The 16,121-nt window shown below is 52.5% G+C and carries 15 protein-coding genes; 12 read left to right on the top strand and 3 right to left on the bottom strand.

Annotation, left to right across the window (positions count from 1 at the left end; all coding sequences use genetic code 11):
• Positions 1 to 2: 2 nt before the first annotated feature.
• From murD to mutT, 12 genes are all read left to right on the top strand, one after another.
• Complete coding sequence (murD, locus tag A9180_RS00820; protein ID WP_064525191.1) at positions 3 to 1,319, top strand: UDP-N-acetylmuramoyl-L-alanine--D-glutamate ligase; 1,317 nt, start codon at positions 3 to 5, stop codon at positions 1,317 to 1,319.
• Positions 1,319 to 2,563 (top strand): cell division protein FtsW, encoded by a 1,245-nt coding sequence (gene ftsW / locus A9180_RS00815; RefSeq protein ID WP_064525187.1) that lies wholly within the window; start codon positions 1,319 to 1,321, stop codon positions 2,561 to 2,563. The genes murD and ftsW overlap by 1 nt, the downstream gene beginning before the upstream one ends.
• Positions 2,560 to 3,627 (top strand): undecaprenyldiphospho-muramoylpentapeptide beta-N-acetylglucosaminyltransferase, encoded by a 1,068-nt coding sequence (gene murG, locus A9180_RS00810; RefSeq protein WP_064525184.1) that lies wholly within the window; start codon positions 2,560 to 2,562, stop codon positions 3,625 to 3,627. Before ftsW ends, murG begins: the two co-directional genes overlap by 4 nt.
• A 53-nt stretch (positions 3,628 to 3,680) precedes the next feature.
• A complete protein-coding gene (gene murC / locus A9180_RS00805) occupies positions 3,681 to 5,156 on the top strand; it encodes a UDP-N-acetylmuramate--L-alanine ligase (protein WP_064525182.1) in 1,476 nt (491 codons plus the stop codon).
• Positions 5,149 to 6,069, top strand: a complete 921-nt coding sequence (gene ddlB / locus A9180_RS00800; RefSeq protein ID WP_064525179.1) for a D-alanine--D-alanine ligase — start codon at positions 5,149 to 5,151, stop codon at positions 6,067 to 6,069. The genes murC and ddlB overlap by 8 nt, the downstream gene beginning before the upstream one ends.
• Before the next feature lies 1 nt (position 6,070).
• Entirely contained in the window at positions 6,071 to 6,901 is an 831-nt protein-coding gene (gene ftsQ / locus A9180_RS00795) for a cell division protein FtsQ (RefSeq protein WP_000075731.1), read from the top strand.
• Positions 6,898 to 8,160 (top strand): cell division protein FtsA, encoded by a 1,263-nt coding sequence (gene ftsA / locus A9180_RS00790; protein ID WP_000588474.1) that lies wholly within the window; start codon positions 6,898 to 6,900, stop codon positions 8,158 to 8,160. The genes ftsQ and ftsA overlap by 4 nt, the downstream gene beginning before the upstream one ends.
• Positions 8,161 to 8,220: 60 nt before the next feature.
• Complete coding sequence (gene ftsZ, locus A9180_RS00785) at positions 8,221 to 9,372, top strand: cell division protein FtsZ (protein ID WP_064525175.1); 1,152 nt, start codon at positions 8,221 to 8,223, stop codon at positions 9,370 to 9,372.
• Between the two features lie 100 nt (positions 9,373 to 9,472).
• Complete coding sequence (gene lpxC, locus A9180_RS00780) at positions 9,473 to 10,390, top strand: UDP-3-O-acyl-N-acetylglucosamine deacetylase (protein ID WP_000595482.1); 918 nt, start codon at positions 9,473 to 9,475, stop codon at positions 10,388 to 10,390.
• Between the two features lie 230 nt (positions 10,391 to 10,620).
• On the top strand, positions 10,621 to 11,133 hold the full coding sequence (secM, locus tag A9180_RS00775) for a secA translation cis-regulator SecM (RefSeq protein WP_064525173.1): 513 nt from the start codon (positions 10,621 to 10,623) through the stop codon (positions 11,131 to 11,133).
• 61 nt (positions 11,134 to 11,194) lie between these two features.
• On the top strand, positions 11,195 to 13,900 hold the full coding sequence (gene secA / locus A9180_RS00770) for a preprotein translocase subunit SecA (RefSeq protein WP_064525170.1): 2,706 nt from the start codon (positions 11,195 to 11,197) through the stop codon (positions 13,898 to 13,900).
• 59 nt (positions 13,901 to 13,959) lie between these two features.
• Positions 13,960 to 14,349 (top strand): 8-oxo-dGTP diphosphatase MutT, encoded by a 390-nt coding sequence (mutT, locus tag A9180_RS00765; RefSeq protein WP_064525167.1) that lies wholly within the window; start codon positions 13,960 to 13,962, stop codon positions 14,347 to 14,349.
• Positions 14,350 to 14,532: 183 nt separating this feature from the next.
• On the opposite strand, the gene yacG is transcribed toward mutT, so the two are convergent.
• The 3 genes from yacG to coaE are packed head-to-tail and all read right to left on the bottom strand — an operon-like array spanning position 14,533 to position 16,103.
• Positions 14,533 to 14,730, bottom strand: a complete 198-nt coding sequence (gene yacG, locus A9180_RS00760) for a DNA gyrase inhibitor YacG (RefSeq protein WP_064525164.1) — start codon at positions 14,728 to 14,730, stop codon at positions 14,533 to 14,535.
• Positions 14,731 to 14,739: 9 nt separating this feature from the next.
• The gene (gene zapD, locus A9180_RS00755) at positions 14,740 to 15,483 is read right to left on the bottom strand and encodes a cell division protein ZapD (RefSeq protein WP_064525161.1); all 744 of its coding nucleotides are present in this window, start codon (positions 15,481 to 15,483) and stop codon (positions 14,740 to 14,742) included.
• Positions 15,483 to 16,103, bottom strand: coding sequence for a dephospho-CoA kinase (coaE, locus tag A9180_RS00750; RefSeq protein WP_064525158.1), 621 nt, complete (start codon positions 16,101 to 16,103; stop codon positions 15,483 to 15,485). The genes zapD and coaE overlap by 1 nt, the downstream gene beginning before the upstream one ends.
• Positions 16,104 to 16,121 lie beyond the last annotated feature (18 nt).

The raw sequence follows: 16,121 nt of genomic DNA, 5'->3' as shown, positions 1-16,121 counted from the left end.
TCATGGCTGATTACCAGGGTAAAAATGTCGTTATTATCGGCCTGGGCCTCACCGGGCTTTCCTGCGTGGACTTTTTCCTTGCTCGTGGCGTGACGCCGCGCGTTATGGATACACGTATGACACCGCCTGGCCTGGATAAATTACCCGAAACGGTGGAACGTCACACTGGCGGTCTTAATGACGAGTGGCTGATGGCAGCCGATCTGATCGTCGCCAGCCCCGGCATTGCGCTGGCGCATCCATCGTTAAGCGCCGCTGCCGATGCCGGAATTGAAATTGTTGGCGATATCGAACTGTTCTGCCGCGAAGCGCAGGCACCGATTGTGGCGATCACCGGTTCTAATGGCAAAAGCACCGTCACCACCTTAGTGGGCGAAATGGCAAAAGCGGCAGGTGTTAACGTCGGCGTGGGTGGCAACATTGGCCTGCCAGCGTTGATGTTGCTGGATGCTGAGTGTGAACTGTACGTGCTGGAACTGTCGAGCTTCCAGCTGGAAACCACCTCCAGCTTACAGGCGGTGGCGGCGAGCATTCTGAACGTGACCGAAGATCATATGGACAGATATCCGTTTGGATTGCAGCAATATCGTGCGGCAAAGCTGCGTATTTACGAAAATGCGAAAGTTTGTGTCGTCAATGCCGATGATGCCTTAACGATGCCGATTCGCGGTGCGGATGAACGCTGCGTCAGCTTTGGCGTCAACATGGGTGACTATCACCTGAATCATCAGCAGGGCGAAACCTGGCTGCGGGTGAAAGGCGAGAAAGTGTTGAACGTGAAAGAGATGAAACTTTCCGGGCAACATAACTATACCAATGCGCTGGCGGCGCTGGCACTGGCTGATGCCGCAGGTTTACCGCGCGCCAGCAGCCTGAAAGCGTTAACCACGTTCGCTGGTCTGCCGCATCGTTTTGAAGTGGTGCTGGAGCACAACGGCGTGCGTTGGATTAACGATTCGAAAGCCACCAACGTCGGCAGTACAGAAGCGGCGCTGAACGGCTTGCAGGTAGACGGTACGCTGCATTTGTTGCTGGGCGGTAATGGCAAATCGGCGGACTTCAGTCCACTGGCGCGCTATCTGAATGGCGACAACGTGCGTTTATACTGTTTTGGCCGTGATGGCGCACAGTTAGCGGCGCTGCGCCCGGAAGTGGCAGAGCAAACCGAAACCATGGAGCAGGCGATGCGCTTGCTGGCGCCACGCGTGCAGCCAGGAGATATGGTGCTGTTGTCACCAGCCTGTGCCAGCCTCGATCAGTTCAAGAACTTTGAACAACGGGGCAATGAGTTCGCCCGTCTGGCGAAGGAGTTAGGTTGATGCGTTTATCTCTCCCTCGCCTGAAAATGCCGCGCTTGCCCGGAATCAGTATCCTGGTCTGGATCTCCACGGCGCTAAAGGGCTGGGTGATGGGCTCGCGGGAAAAAGATACCGACAGCCTGATCATGTACGATCGCACCTTGCTGTGGCTGACCTTCGGCCTCGCGGCGATCGGCTTTATCATGGTGACTTCGGCGTCAATGCCCATTGGGCAGCGCTTAACCAACGATCCATTTTTCTTCGCGAAGCGTGATGGCGTTTATCTGATCCTGGCGTTCATTCTGGCGATCATTACACTGCGTCTGCCGATGGAGTTCTGGCAACGTTACAGCGCCACGATGCTGCTTGGATCAATCATCCTGCTGATGATCGTGCTGGTGGTAGGTAGCTCAGTTAAAGGGGCATCACGTTGGATCGATCTCGGCCTGCTGCGTATTCAGCCTGCGGAGCTGACCAAGCTGTCGCTGTTTTGTTACATCGCCAACTATCTGGTGCGCAAAGGCGACGAAGTACGTAACAACCTGCGCGGCTTCCTGAAACCGATGGGCGTGATTCTGGTGCTGGCAGTGTTGCTGCTGGCGCAGCCTGACCTTGGTACAGTAGTCGTGTTGTTCGTAACCACACTGGCGATGCTGTTCCTGGCAGGGGCAAAATTGTGGCAGTTCATTGCCATTATTGGCATGGGGATTTCAGCGGTCGTGTTGCTGATCCTCGCCGAACCGTACCGTATCCGCCGTGTTACTGCGTTCTGGAACCCGTGGGAAGATCCCTTCGGTAGCGGCTATCAGTTAACGCAATCATTGATGGCGTTTGGTCGTGGCGAGCTGTGGGGGCAAGGTTTAGGCAATTCGGTACAAAAACTAGAGTATCTGCCAGAAGCGCACACTGACTTTATTTTCGCCATTATCGGCGAAGAACTGGGGTATATCGGTGTGGTGCTGGCGCTTTTAATGGTATTCTTCGTCGCTTTTCGCGCAATGTCGATTGGCCGTAAAGCGTTAGAAATTGACCACCGTTTTTCCGGTTTTCTCGCCTGTTCAATTGGTATCTGGTTTAGCTTCCAGGCACTGGTTAACGTAGGCGCGGCGGCGGGGATGTTGCCAACCAAAGGCCTGACATTACCGCTGATAAGTTACGGTGGTTCGAGCTTACTGATTATGTCGACAGCTATCATGATGCTGTTACGTATTGATTATGAAACACGTCTGGAGAAAGCGCAGGCGTTTGTACGAGGTTCTCGATGAGTGGTAAAGGGAAGCGATTAATGGTGATGGCAGGTGGTACAGGCGGACACGTGTTCCCTGGACTGGCTGTTGCGCACCATTTAATGGCCCAGGGGTGGCAAGTTCGCTGGCTGGGTACTGCCGATCGTATGGAAGCGGACTTAGTGCCGAAGCACGGTATCGAGATCGACTTTATTCGTATTTCTGGTCTGCGCGGCAAGGGTATTAAAGCGTTGCTCGCGGCTCCGCTGCGGATCTTTAATGCCTGGCGTCAGGCGCGGGCGATTATGAAAGCTTACAAGCCCGATGTGGTGCTCGGTATGGGCGGCTATGTTTCCGGGCCAGGTGGTTTGGCGGCATGGTCGTTGGGCATTCCGGTCGTACTTCACGAACAAAACGGCATTGCAGGCTTGACCAATAAATGGCTGGCGAAAATTGCTACCAAAGTGATGCAGGCGTTTCCGGGGGCTTTCCCTGATGCCGAAGTTGTTGGTAACCCGGTGCGTACTGATGTGCTGGCGCTGCCATTGCCACAGCAGCGTATGGTTGGTCGTGAAGGTCCGATTCGCGTTCTGGTTGTAGGTGGTTCCCAGGGGGCGCGCATCCTTAACCAGACAATGCCGCAGGTTGCAGCAAAACTGGGCGATTCAGTAACCATCTGGCATCAGAGCGGCAAAGGTTCGCAACAAACCGTTGAGCAGGCTTATGCCGAAGCGGGTCAACCGCAGCATAAAGTGACGGAATTTATTGATGATATGGCGGCGGCCTATGCGTGGGCGGATGTCGTCGTTTGCCGCTCCGGCGCGTTGACGGTGAGTGAAATTGCTGCGGCAGGGCTACCGGCGTTGTTTGTGCCGTTTCAACATAAAGACCGCCAGCAGTACTGGAATGCACTGCCGCTGGAAAAAGCGGGCGCAGCCAAAATTATCGAGCAGCCGCAGCTTACTGTGGATGCCGTCGCCAACACCCTGGCCGGGTGGCCGCGAGAAACCTTATTAACCATGGCAGAACGCGCCCGAGCTGCATCCATTCCGGATGCCACCGAGCGAGTGGCAAATGAAGTGAGCCGGGCTGCCCGGGCGTAATTGTAGCGATGCCTTTTGCATCGTATGAATTTGAGAAGTTAATGGCGTAAAGAATGAATACACAACAATTGGCAAAACTGCGTTCCATCGTGCCTGAAATGCGTCGCGTTCGGCACATACACTTTGTCGGCATCGGTGGTGCCGGTATGGGCGGTATTGCCGAAGTTCTGGCCAATGAAGGGTATCAGATCAGTGGTTCCGATTTAGCGCCAAACCCGGTCACGCAACAGTTAACGAATCTGGGAGCGACGATTTACTTCAACCATCGCCCGGAAAACGTGCGTGATGCCAGTGTGGTCGTTGTTTCCAGCGCGATTTCTGCCGATAACCCGGAGATTGTTGCTGCCCATGAGGCTCGTATCCCGGTTATTCGTCGTGCTGAAATGCTGGCTGAGTTAATGCGTTTTCGTCATGGCATCGCCATCGCCGGGACGCATGGCAAAACCACGACTACCGCGATGGTTTCCAGCATCTACGCAGAAGCTGGCCTCGATCCAACCTTCGTTAACGGTGGGCTGGTAAAAGCGGCGGGCGTTCATGCACGTTTAGGACATGGTCGTTACCTGATTGCTGAAGCGGATGAAAGCGATGCGTCGTTCCTGCATTTGCAACCGATGGTGGCGATTGTCACCAACATCGAAGCCGACCATATGGATACCTACCAGGGCGACTTTGAGAATTTAAAACAGACCTTTATTAATTTTCTGCACAACCTGCCGTTTTACGGTCGTGCAGTGATGTGTGTTGACGATCCGGTAATTCGCGAATTGTTACCGCGTGTAGGCCGTCAGACCACTACTTACGGTTTCAGCGAAGATGCCGACGTGCGCGTAGAAGATTATCAGCAGATTGGCCCGCAGGGACACTTTACGCTGCTGCGTCAGGACAAAGAGCCAATGCGCGTTACACTGAATGCGCCAGGTCGTCACAATGCCCTGAACGCTGCCGCTGCCGTTGCGGTCGCCACGGAAGAGGGGATTGAAGACGAGGCTATTTTGCGTGCGCTGGAGAGCTTCCAGGGGACCGGGCGCCGCTTTGATTTCCTTGGTGAATTTCCATTGGAACCCGTGAACGGTAAAAGCGGTACGGCAATGCTGGTCGATGACTACGGTCACCATCCGACCGAAGTGGACGCCACTATTAAAGCGGCGCGTGCAGGTTGGCCGGATAAAAACCTGGTGATGCTGTTTCAGCCGCACCGTTTCACCCGTACCCGCGACCTGTATGACGATTTTGCCAATGTGCTGACTCAGGTGGATACCCTGCTGATGCTGGAAGTGTATCCGGCGGGCGAAGCACCTATTCCGGGAGCGGACAGTCGTTCATTGTGTCGTACAATCCGTGGCCGTGGGAAAATTGATCCGATTCTGGTGCCGGACCCGGCGCAGGTGGCCGAGATGCTAGCACCAGTATTAACCGGTAACGACCTGATCCTCGTTCAGGGGGCAGGAAATATCGGAAAAATTGCCCGATCTTTAGCTGAAATCAAACTGAAGCCGCAAACTCCGGAGGAAGAGCAACATGACTGATAAAATCGCGGTCCTGTTGGGCGGGACCTCCGCAGAGCGGGAAGTTTCTCTGAATTCTGGCGCGGCAGTGTTAGCTGGGCTGCGTGAAGGCGGTATTGACGCGTATCCTGTCGACCCGAAAGAAATCGACGTAACGCAACTGAAGTCGATGGGATTTCAGAAAGTGTTTATCGCTCTGCACGGTCGCGGTGGTGAAGATGGTACGCTGCAGGGTATGCTCGAGCTGATGGGCTTGCCTTATACCGGCAGTGGAGTGATGGCATCTGCGCTTTCAATGGATAAACTACGCAGCAAACTGCTTTGGCAGGGCGCTGGTTTACCGGTAGCGCCGTGGGTAGCGTTAACCCGCGCAGAGTATGAAAAAGGCCTTAGTGATAAGCAGTTAGCAGAAATTTCTGCCTTAGGTTTGCCGCTTATCGTCAAGCCGAGCCGCGAAGGTTCCAGTGTTGGAATGTCAAAAGTAGTAGCAGAAAATGCTCTACAAGATGCATTAAGATTGGCATTTCAGCACGATGAAGAAGTATTGATTGAAAAATGGCTAAGTGGGCCGGAGTTCACGGTTGCGATACTCGGTGAAGAAATTTTACCGTCAATACGTATTCAACCCGCTGGAACCTTCTATGATTATGAGGCGAAGTATCTCTCTGATGAGACACAGTATTTCTGCCCGGCAGGTTTAGAAGCGGCTCAAGAGGCAAATTTGCAGGCATTAGTGCTGAAAGCATGGACGACTTTAGGATGCAAAGGATGGGGGCGTATAGACGTCATGCTGGACAGCGATGGACAGTTTTATCTGCTGGAAGCTAATACCTCACCGGGTATGACCAGTCACAGTCTGGTGCCGATGGCGGCACGTCAGGCGGGTATGAGCTTCTCGCAGTTGGTAGTACGAATTCTGGAACTGGCGGACTAATATGTCGCAGGCTGCTCTGAACACGCGAAACAGTGAAGAAGAGATTTCTTCTCACCGCAATAATGGAACGCGTCTGGCGGGGATCCTTTTCCTGCTGACCGTTTTAACGACAGTGTTGGTGAGCGGCTGGGTCGTGTTGGGCTGGATGGAAGATGCACAACGCCTGCCGCTCTCAAAGCTGGTGTTGACCGGTGAACGCCATTACACGCGTAATGACGATATCCGGCAGTCGATCCTGGCATTGGGTGAGCCAGGTACCTTTATGACCCAGGATGTAAACATCATCCAGACGCAAATTGAACAACGCCTGCCGTGGATTAAGCAGGTGAGCGTCAGAAAGCAGTGGCCTGATGAATTGAAGATTCATCTGGTTGAATATGTGCCGATTGCGCGTTGGAATGATCAGCATATGGTTGACGCTGAAGGAAACACCTTCAGCGTGCCGCCAGATCGCACCAGCAAGCAGGTGCTCCCTATGTTGTATGGTCCGGAAGGCAGCGCAAATGAAGTGCTGCAGGGCTATCGCGAAATGGGGCAGATGCTGGCAAAGGACAGATTTACTCTGAAGGAAGCGGCGATGACCGCGCGGCGTTCCTGGCAGTTGACGCTGAATAACGATATTAAGCTCAATCTTGGCCGGGGCGATACGATGAAACGTTTGGCTCGCTTTGTAGAACTTTATCCGGTTTTACAGCAGCAGGCGCAAACCGATGGCAAACGGATTAGCTACGTTGATTTGCGTTATGACTCTGGTGCGGCAGTTGGCTGGGCGCCCTTGCCGCCAGAGGAATCTACTCAGCAACAAAATCAGGCACAGGCAGAACAACAATGATCAAGGCGACGGACAGAAAACTGGTAGTAGGACTGGAGATTGGTACCGCGAAGGTTGCCGCTTTAGTAGGGGAAGTTCTGCCCGACGGTATGGTCAATATCATTGGTGTGGGCAGCTGCCCGTCACGTGGTATGGATAAAGGCGGGGTGAACGACCTCGAATCCGTGGTCAAGTGCGTACAGCGCGCCATTGACCAGGCAGAATTGATGGCAGATTGTCAGATCTCTTCGGTATATCTGGCGCTTTCTGGTAAGCACATCAGCTGCCAGAATGAAATTGGTATGGTGCCTATTTCTGAAGAAGAAGTGACACAAGAAGATGTAGAAAATGTCGTCCATACCGCGAAATCGGTGCGCGTGCGTGATGAACATCGTGTGCTGCATGTGATCCCGCAAGAGTATGCGATTGACTATCAGGAAGGGATCAAAAATCCGGTGGGGCTTTCTGGCGTGCGGATGCAGGCAAAAGTGCACCTGATCACATGTCACAACGATATGGCAAAAAACATTGTGAAAGCCGTTGAACGTTGTGGCCTGAAAGTTGACCAACTGATATTTGCCGGACTGGCATCAAGTTATTCGGTATTGACGGAAGACGAACGTGAACTGGGCGTCTGCGTCGTCGATATCGGTGGTGGTACAATGGATATCGCCGTTTATACCGGCGGGGCATTGCGTCACACCAAGGTAATTCCTTATGCTGGCAATGTCGTGACCAGTGATATCGCTTATGCCTTTGGCACACCGCCAAGCGACGCCGAAGCGATTAAAGTTCGTCATGGCTGCGCGCTGGGTTCCATCGTCGGTAAAGACGAGAGCGTGGAAGTGCCGAGCGTAGGTGGTCGTCCGCCGCGTAGTCTGCAACGTCAGACGCTGGCGGAGGTGATTGAGCCGCGCTATACCGAGCTGCTCAACCTGGTCAACGAAGAGATATTGCAGCTGCAGGAAAAGCTTCGCCAACAAGGCGTAAAGCACCACCTGGCTGCGGGTATTGTATTAACCGGTGGCGCGGCGCAGATCGAAGGTCTTGCCGCCTGCGCTCAACGCGTGTTTCATACGCAGGTGCGTATCGGCGCGCCGCTGAATATCACCGGGTTAACGGATTACGCTCAGGAGCCGTATTATTCAACGGCGGTGGGATTGCTTCATTACGGGAAAGAGTCACATCTTAACGGTGAAGCGGAAGTTGAAAAACGTGTTACAGCATCTGTTGGCTCGTGGATCAAGCGACTCAATAGTTGGCTGCGAAAAGAATTTTAATTTTTATGAGGCCGGCGGTGATTACGGCCTCAGGCGACAGGCACATATCGGAGAGAAACTATGTTTGAACCAATGGAACTTACCAACGACGCGGTGATTAAAGTCATCGGCGTCGGCGGCGGCGGCGGTAATGCTGTTGAACACATGGTGCGTGAGCGCATTGAAGGTGTTGAATTTTTCGCGGTAAATACCGATGCACAGGCGCTGCGTAAAACAGCGGTTGGGCAGACGATTCAGATCGGTAGTGGTATCACCAAAGGACTGGGAGCTGGCGCTAATCCAGAAGTTGGCCGTAATGCGGCTGATGAGGATCGTGATGCACTGCGTGCGGCGCTGGAAGGTGCAGACATGGTCTTTATTGCAGCAGGCATGGGCGGTGGCACCGGTACAGGTGCAGCGCCGGTTGTTGCTGAAGTGGCTAAAGATTTAGGTATTCTGACCGTAGCTGTCGTGACCAAGCCTTTCAACTTTGAAGGCAAGAAGCGCATGGCATTTGCGGAGCAGGGGATCACTGAATTGTCCAAACATGTGGACTCACTGATCACAATCCCGAACGATAAACTGCTGAAAGTTCTGGGCCGCGGTATCTCTCTGCTGGACGCTTTTGGCGCAGCTAACGATGTGCTGAAAGGCGCTGTTCAGGGTATCGCCGAACTGATTACTCGCCCGGGTCTGATGAACGTGGACTTTGCAGACGTACGTACTGTGATGTCTGAAATGGGCTACGCAATGATGGGTTCTGGCGTGGCGAGCGGTGAAGACCGTGCGGAAGAAGCGGCTGAAATGGCAATTTCTTCTCCGTTGCTGGAAGATATCGACCTGTCTGGCGCGCGCGGTGTGTTGGTTAACATCACTGCGGGCTTCGACCTGCGTCTGGATGAGTTCGAAACCGTAGGTAACACCATCCGTGCATTTGCTTCGGACAACGCGACCGTGGTTATCGGTACTTCTCTTGACCCGGATATGAACGACGAACTGCGTGTAACTGTGGTTGCGACGGGCATTGGCATGGACAAACGTCCTGAAATTACCCTGGTGACCAATAAGCAAGTTCAACAGCCAGTGATGGATCGCTACCAGCAGCATGGTATGGCGCCGCTGACGCAAGAGCAGAAGCCTGTGGCCAAAGTGGTGAACGACAATACGCCACAAACCGTGAAAGAGCCGGATTATCTGGATATCCCGGCATTCCTGCGTAAGCAAGCTGACTAAGAATTAGCTGGAATTTGGGTTGCGAGGCTCTTTGTGCTAAACTGGCCTGCCGAATGTATAGTACACTTCGGTTGGATAGATAATTTGGCGAGATAATACGATGATCAAACAAAGGACACTTAAACGTATCGTTCAGGCGACGGGTGTCGGTTTACATACCGGCAAGAAAGTCACCCTGACCTTACGACCTGCGCCGGCCAACACCGGGGTCATCTATCGTCGCACCGACTTGAATCCACCGGTAGATTTCCCGGCCGATGCCAAATCTGTGCGTGATACCATGCTCTGTACGTGTCTGGTCAACGAGCATGATGTACGGATTTCAACCGTTGAGCACCTGAACGCAGCGCTCGCGGGCTTAGGCATCGATAACATTGTTATCGAAGTTAACGCGCCGGAAATCCCAATCATGGACGGCAGTGCCGCTCCGTTTGTTTACCTGCTGCTTGATGCTGGTATCGACGAGCTGAACTGCGCCAAGAAATTTGTACGCATCAAAGAGACTGTTCGCGTCGAAGATGGCGATAAGTGGGCCGAATTCAAGCCGTACAATGGTTTTTCGCTGGACTTCACCATCGATTTCAACCATCCGGCTATCGATTCCAGCAATCAACGCTATGCGATGAACTTCTCTGCTGATGCGTTTATGCGCCAGATCAGCCGTGCGCGTACGTTTGGTTTCATGCGTGATATCGAATATCTGCAGTCCCGTGGCCTGTGCCTGGGCGGCAGCTTCGATTGTGCCATCGTTGTTGACGATTATCGCGTACTGAACGAAGACGGCCTGCGTTTTGAAGACGAGTTTGTGCGTCACAAAATGCTCGACGCGATCGGTGATTTGTTCATGTGTGGTCACAACATTATCGGTGCATTTACCGCTTATAAATCCGGTCATGCACTGAATAACAAACTGTTGCAGGCTGTCCTGGCAAAACAGGAAGCCTGGGAATATGTGACCTTCCAGGACGACGCAGAACTGCCGTTGGCCTTCAAAGCGCCTTCAGCCGTACTGGCATAACGACATCTATACTGTCGTATAAAATTCGACTGGCAAATCTGGCACTCTCTCCGGCCAGGTGAACCAGTCGTTTTTTTTTGAGTTTTTACAGCACCGTAATAAATCGGTGCGAACGCTGTTTTCTTAAGCACTTTTACGTGTTACTTATCTTGAATACTGCTGTGGACTTCTGGCTTTAATGATAAGATTTGTGCGCTAAAAACGTTGAATACGATCGGGATGGCAATAACGTGAGTGGAATACTGACGCGCTGGCGACAGTTAGGTAGACGCTACTTCTGGCCGCATCTCTTATTAGGGATGGTCGCGGCGAGTTTAGGTTTGCCTGCGCTCAGTAACGCCGCCGAGCCAAACGCGCCCGCAAAAGCGACAACGCGCAATCACGAGCCTTCCGCCAAAGTTAACTTTAGTCAGTTGGCTTTGCTGGAAGCGAACACGCGCCGCCCGAACTCGAACTATTCCGTTGATTACTGGCATCAACATGCTATTCGCACGGTAATCCGCCATCTCTCCTTTGCAATGGCGCCGCAAACGCTGCCCGTTGCCGAAGAATCTATACCGCTTCAGGCGCAACATCTTGCTTTACTGGATACGCTCAGTGCGCTGCTGACCCAGGAAGGCAAGCCGTCTGAAAATGGTTATCGCATTGATTATGCGCATTTTACCCCTCAAGCAAACTTCAGCACGTCCGTCTGGATAAGCCAGGCGCAGGGTATCCGTGCTGGCCCTCAACGCCTCTGCTAACAACGAGAAACCTTTACTTCATTTTATTTACTCCGTAATGCGGGGCGTTTGAGATTTTATTATGCTAATCAAATTATTAACTAAAGTTTTCGGTAGTCGTAACGATCGTACCCTGCGCCGGATGCGCAAAGTCGTCAACATTATCAATGCCATGGAACCGGAGATGGAAAAACTCTCCGACGAAGAACTGAAAGGGAAGACGGCAGAGTTCCGCGCGCGTCTGGAAAAAGGCGAAGTGCTGGAAAACTTGATCCCGGAAGCCTTCGCCGTCGTACGTGAAGCCAGTAAGCGCGTCTTTGGTATGCGTCACTTCGATGTACAGTTGCTCGGCGGTATGGTTCTTAATGAACGTTGCATCGCGGAAATGCGTACTGGTGAAGGTAAAACCCTGACCGCAACGCTGCCTGCTTACCTGAACGCATTAACCGGTAAAGGCGTACACGTTGTTACCGTCAACGATTACCTGGCGCAACGTGATGCCGAAAACAACCGTCCGCTGTTTGAATTCCTCGGCTTGACCGTCGGCATTAACCTGCCGGGCATGCCAGCACCGGCAAAGCGTGAAGCTTACGCGGCTGACATCACTTACGGTACGAACAACGAATACGGCTTTGACTACCTTCGCGACAACATGGCGTTCAGCCCTGAAGAACGTGTACAGCGTAAACTGCACTATGCGCTGGTGGACGAAGTGGACTCCATCCTGATCGATGAAGCGCGTACACCGCTGATCATTTCTGGCCCGGCAGAAGACAGCTCGGAAATGTATAAGCGCGTAAATAAAATCATTCCGCACCTGATCCGTCAGGAAAAAGAAGACTCCGAAACCTTCCAGGGCGAAGGGCACTTCTCGGTGGATGAAAAATCTCGCCAGGTGAACCTGACCGAACGTGGTCTGGTACTTATTGAAGAGCTGCTGGTGAAAGAAGGCATTATGGATGAAGGTGAGTCGCTGTACTCTCCGGCCAATATTATGCTGATGCACCACGTAACGGCGGCGCTGCGTGCTCACGCGCTGTTTACCCGCGACGTCGATTACATCGTTAAAGATGGCGAAGTTATCATCGTTGACGAACACACCGGTCGTACCATGCAGGGTCGTCGCTGGTCCGATGGTCTGCACCAGGCTGTGGAAGCGAAAGAAGGTGTGCAGATCCAGAACGAAAACCAAACGCTGGCTTCGATCACCTTCCAGAACTACTTCCGTCTGTATGAAAAACTGGCGGGGATGACCGGTACTGCTGATACCGAAGCCTTCGAGTTCAGTTCCATCTACAAGCTGGATACTGTAGTCGTTCCGACCAACCGCCCGATGATTCGTAAAGATCTGCCAGATCTGGTCTACATGACCGAAGCGGAAAAAATTCAGGCGATCATTGAAGATATCAAAGAATGTACCGCGAAAGGTCAGCCAGTGCTGGTTGGTACTATTTCTATCGAGAAATCGGAACTGGTATCAAACGAGCTAACCAAAGCCGGTATCAAACACAACGTTCTGAATGCTAAATTCCACGCCAACGAAGCGGCAATCGTTGCTCAGGCAGGCTATCCGGCTGCGGTGACCATCGCGACCAACATGGCGGGTCGTGGTACTGACATTGTGCTTGGTGGTAGCTGGCAGGCGGAAGTTGCCGCGCTGGAAAACCCGACCGCAGAGCAAATTGAAAAAATTAAAGCCGACTGGCAGGTGCGTCACGACGCGGTACTGGCGGCAGGTGGCTTGCATATCATCGGTACTGAGCGTCACGAATCTCGTCGTATCGATAACCAGCTGCGCGGCCGTTCTGGTCGTCAGGGGGATGCCGGTTCTTCCCGTTTTTACCTGTCGATGGAAGATGCGCTGATGCGTATTTTTGCCTCTGACCGCGTGTCCGGCATGATGCGTAAACTGGGTATGAAACCAGGCGAAGCCATTGAGCACCCGTGGGTAACCAAAGCGATCGCCAACGCCCAGCGTAAAGTTGAAAGCCGTAACTTCGACATTCGTAAACAGCTGCTGGAATACGATGACGTGGCTAACGATCAGCGTCGCGCCATTTACTCCCAGCGTAACGAACTGCTGGATGTCAGCGATGTGAGCGAAACCATCAACAGCATTCGTGAAGATGTGTTCAAAGCGACCATCGATGCCTACATTCCGCCACAGTCACTGGAAGAAATGTGGGACATTCCAGGTCTGCAAGAGCGTTTGAAAAACGACTTCGATCTTGATTTGCCGATTGCCGAGTGGCTGGACAAAGAGCCGGAACTGCATGAAGAGACGCTGCGTGAGCGTATCCTGGAGCAGTCCATCGAAGTGTATCAGCGTAAAGAAGAAGTGGTTGGTGCTGAGATGATGCGTCACTTCGAGAAAGGAGTGATGCTGCAAACGCTTGACTCCCTGTGGAAAGAGCATCTGGCGGCGATGGACTATCTGCGTCAGGGTATCCACCTGCGTGGCTATGCGCAGAAAGATCCGAAGCAGGAATACAAACGTGAATCGTTCTCCATGTTTGCGGCGATGCTGGAATCGTTGAAATATGAAGTCATCAGCACGTTGAGCAAAGTACAAGTACGCATGCCGGAAGAAGTTGAAGAGCTTGAGCAGCAGCGTCGTATGGAAGCTGAGCGTTTAGCGCAAATGCAGCAGCTTAGTCATCAGGATGACGACGCTGCAGCCGCAGCTGCGTTGGCAGCGCAAACCGGCGACCGTAAAGTTGGACGTAACGATCCTTGCCCGTGCGGTTCTGGTAAAAAATACAAGCAGTGCCATGGTCGCCTGCAATAAAAGCTAATTGTTGAAATAAAAGGCGCAGGATTCTGCGCCTTTTTTATAGGCTTAAGACAATGAAAAAACTGCAAATCGCGGTAGGTATTATTCGCAACGAAAACAACGAAATCTTTATAACCCGTCGCGCCGCAGATGCGCACATGGCAAATAAGCTGGAGTTTCCGGGCGGTAAAATAGAAACGGGAGAAACGGCAGAACAAGCGATGGTGCGGGAGCTTCAGGAAGAAGTCGGGATTACCCCACAACATTTTTATCTATTTGAAAAACTGGAATATGAGTTCCCGGACAGGCATATCACTCTGTGGTTCTGGCTGGTCGAAAGCTGGGAAGGGAAGCCATGGGGTAAAGAAGGGCAGCCCGGTGAGTGGATGGCGCTGGCCAGCCTCAATGCAGAAGATTTTCCGCCAGCCAATGAACCGGTAATTGCGAAGCTTCGACGTCTTTAAGTCGGATAAGGCGTTTATGCCGCATCCGACATTTGCACACGATGCCTGATGCGACGCTGGCGCGTCTTATAAGGCCTGGGTAGTTTGCTAACTTGTTGATAAGTTGGGTTTTGTAGGTCGGATAAGGCGTTTACGCCGCATCCGACATTTACACACGATGCCTGATGCGACATCAGACAAATGTCACTGCTTTGGCTCTTCGCTCCAGTCATCGCTCTCAGAAAGATCGCCACTGCTGGGGATTCGTTTTTCTTCAGCAGCCCATTCTCCGAGGTCAATCAACTGGCAGCGTTTGGAACAAAATGGCCGAAATGGGCTGACTTCACCCCACACCACCGTTTTCCCGCAGGTTGGGCAACTCACCGTAATAGTTTCAGACATTTTTACTCCTTAGCAACAGGCCAGTTCGAAATCCAGACGTTCCGGTACTTGTCCATTTTCACTGTCCAGCGGCATAAAGCGAATGGCAAAACGGCTCTTATGACCGGATATTTGCGGATAAAGCTGTGAATCGAGCGCCAGATTTAGGCGTAACAAATCGGCGTCTTCGCCATTATCCTGATAAAAACCGTTCAGACTGGTCAGTTTGCGGAACGGTGCCGACTGACGAATCAAATCCAACACCATTGTAAGTGCCTGTGTCAGCGGGCTCAGGCTGGCAATCCAGGTTTCTACCTGACTGTCGCGCTGCGACTGGGGTAAATGCAACCAGATATGCAACGTAGGTAAATCAAAGCTGCAACAACCGCCGGGAATGCTCAGACGCTGGCGCACCAGGGCTATCATCCTGTCTTCACGCAGAAATTGCCCGATACGCGGCGCGGAAATCAGCACGCTACCTGCGGCCTTCAACTGCTGAATTAATGCTTCAATACGACTCTGGTCCACGCCAGGCACACCAATCCAGGTCTGGAGTTTACGCTGTTGACGTTCCAGCTCTTTCAATAGCTCGGTACGAACTTCTCCACGCTCGAATACATCCAGCAATTCACTAACATTACGGAAGAAATGCAGAGCACCAGCGTAGTCGGCAATAGGCAAATTTACGGTGAGTTGTTGAATTAAAAACTCAATGCGCAGCCATGTACGCATTTTTTCATTTAGCGGATGTTCAAAAAGGACCTGGGTCTGCATTAAGGTTTTTCCTGTGAGACAAACGGCGACGCGAGTTGCATATAGTGTGCGTGCAGGCGGGCAACATCTGATGCAATAGCATTCGGTGTGCCGTTATTATCAATGACGTCATCTGCCACCGCAAGACGGGCTTCGCGCGTTGCCTGGGCAGCAAGAATTTGTTCAACATGCTCGCGAGTGACATCATCACGTTGCATAGTGCGCATAAGCTGAGTTTCTGGGCTGACATCCACCACCAGTACACGATTCGCTTTTTTATGCAGCGAATTTTCTACCAGCAATGGCACAACCCACAGTACATAAGGTGAAGTTGATTGCTGGATCTGGCGTTGCGTCTCCTGCTGAATCAGAGGATGCAGCAGGGCATTAAGCCAGTTTTTCTCTTCCGGATGGGCGAAGATCCGTTCGCGCAAGGTGCGACGTTGCAATGTTCCATCAGCAGCAATAATGTCAGCGCCAAAGTGTTCAGCAATGGCACGCAGTGCAGGTGTACCTGGTTCAACCACCTGACGCGCAATAATATCGGCATCAATGACATTAATTCCGAGGTCAGCAAATGCATTTGCAACGGTACTCTTGCCACTGCCAATGCCGCCTGTTAAGGCAACTGTATACCTCATAATCTATATTCCTGGGAA

The organism is Escherichia sp. B1147, from assembly GCF_001660175.1.
GTDB lineage: Bacteria > Pseudomonadota > Gammaproteobacteria > Enterobacterales > Enterobacteriaceae > Escherichia > Escherichia whittamii.
This window is presented reverse-complemented; position numbering and strand designations above follow the sequence as displayed.

Excerpts from the sequence above, each read along its gene's own strand:
- ddlB (WP_064525179.1), top strand. The coding sequence starts at position 5,149 with ATGACTGATAAAATCGCGGTCCTGTTGGGCGGGACCTCCGCAGAGCGG.
- ftsQ (WP_000075731.1), top strand. The coding sequence starts at position 6,071 with ATGTCGCAGGCTGCTCTGAACACGCGAAACAGTGAAGAAGAGATTTCT.
- ftsW (WP_064525187.1), top strand. The coding sequence starts at position 1,319 with ATGCGTTTATCTCTCCCTCGCCTGAAAATGCCGCGCTTGCCCGGAATC.
- ftsZ (WP_064525175.1), top strand. The coding sequence starts at position 8,221 with ATGTTTGAACCAATGGAACTTACCAACGACGCGGTGATTAAAGTCATC.
- yacG (WP_064525164.1), bottom strand. The coding sequence starts at position 14,730 with ATGTCTGAAACTATTACGGTGAGTTGCCCAACCTGCGGGAAAACGGTG.
- secA (WP_064525170.1), top strand. The coding sequence starts at position 11,195 with ATGCTAATCAAATTATTAACTAAAGTTTTCGGTAGTCGTAACGATCGT.
- mutT (WP_064525167.1), top strand. The coding sequence starts at position 13,960 with ATGAAAAAACTGCAAATCGCGGTAGGTATTATTCGCAACGAAAACAAC.
- lpxC (WP_000595482.1), top strand. The coding sequence starts at position 9,473 with ATGATCAAACAAAGGACACTTAAACGTATCGTTCAGGCGACGGGTGTC.
- murC (WP_064525182.1), top strand. The coding sequence starts at position 3,681 with ATGAATACACAACAATTGGCAAAACTGCGTTCCATCGTGCCTGAAATG.
- murG (WP_064525184.1), top strand. The coding sequence starts at position 2,560 with ATGAGTGGTAAAGGGAAGCGATTAATGGTGATGGCAGGTGGTACAGGC.
- ftsA (WP_000588474.1), top strand. The coding sequence starts at position 6,898 with ATGATCAAGGCGACGGACAGAAAACTGGTAGTAGGACTGGAGATTGGT.
- murD (WP_064525191.1), top strand. The coding sequence starts at position 3 with ATGGCTGATTACCAGGGTAAAAATGTCGTTATTATCGGCCTGGGCCTC.
- coaE (WP_064525158.1), bottom strand. The coding sequence starts at position 16,103 with ATGAGGTATACAGTTGCCTTAACAGGCGGCATTGGCAGTGGCAAGAGT.
- zapD (WP_064525161.1), bottom strand. The coding sequence starts at position 15,483 with ATGCAGACCCAGGTCCTTTTTGAACATCCGCTAAATGAAAAAATGCGT.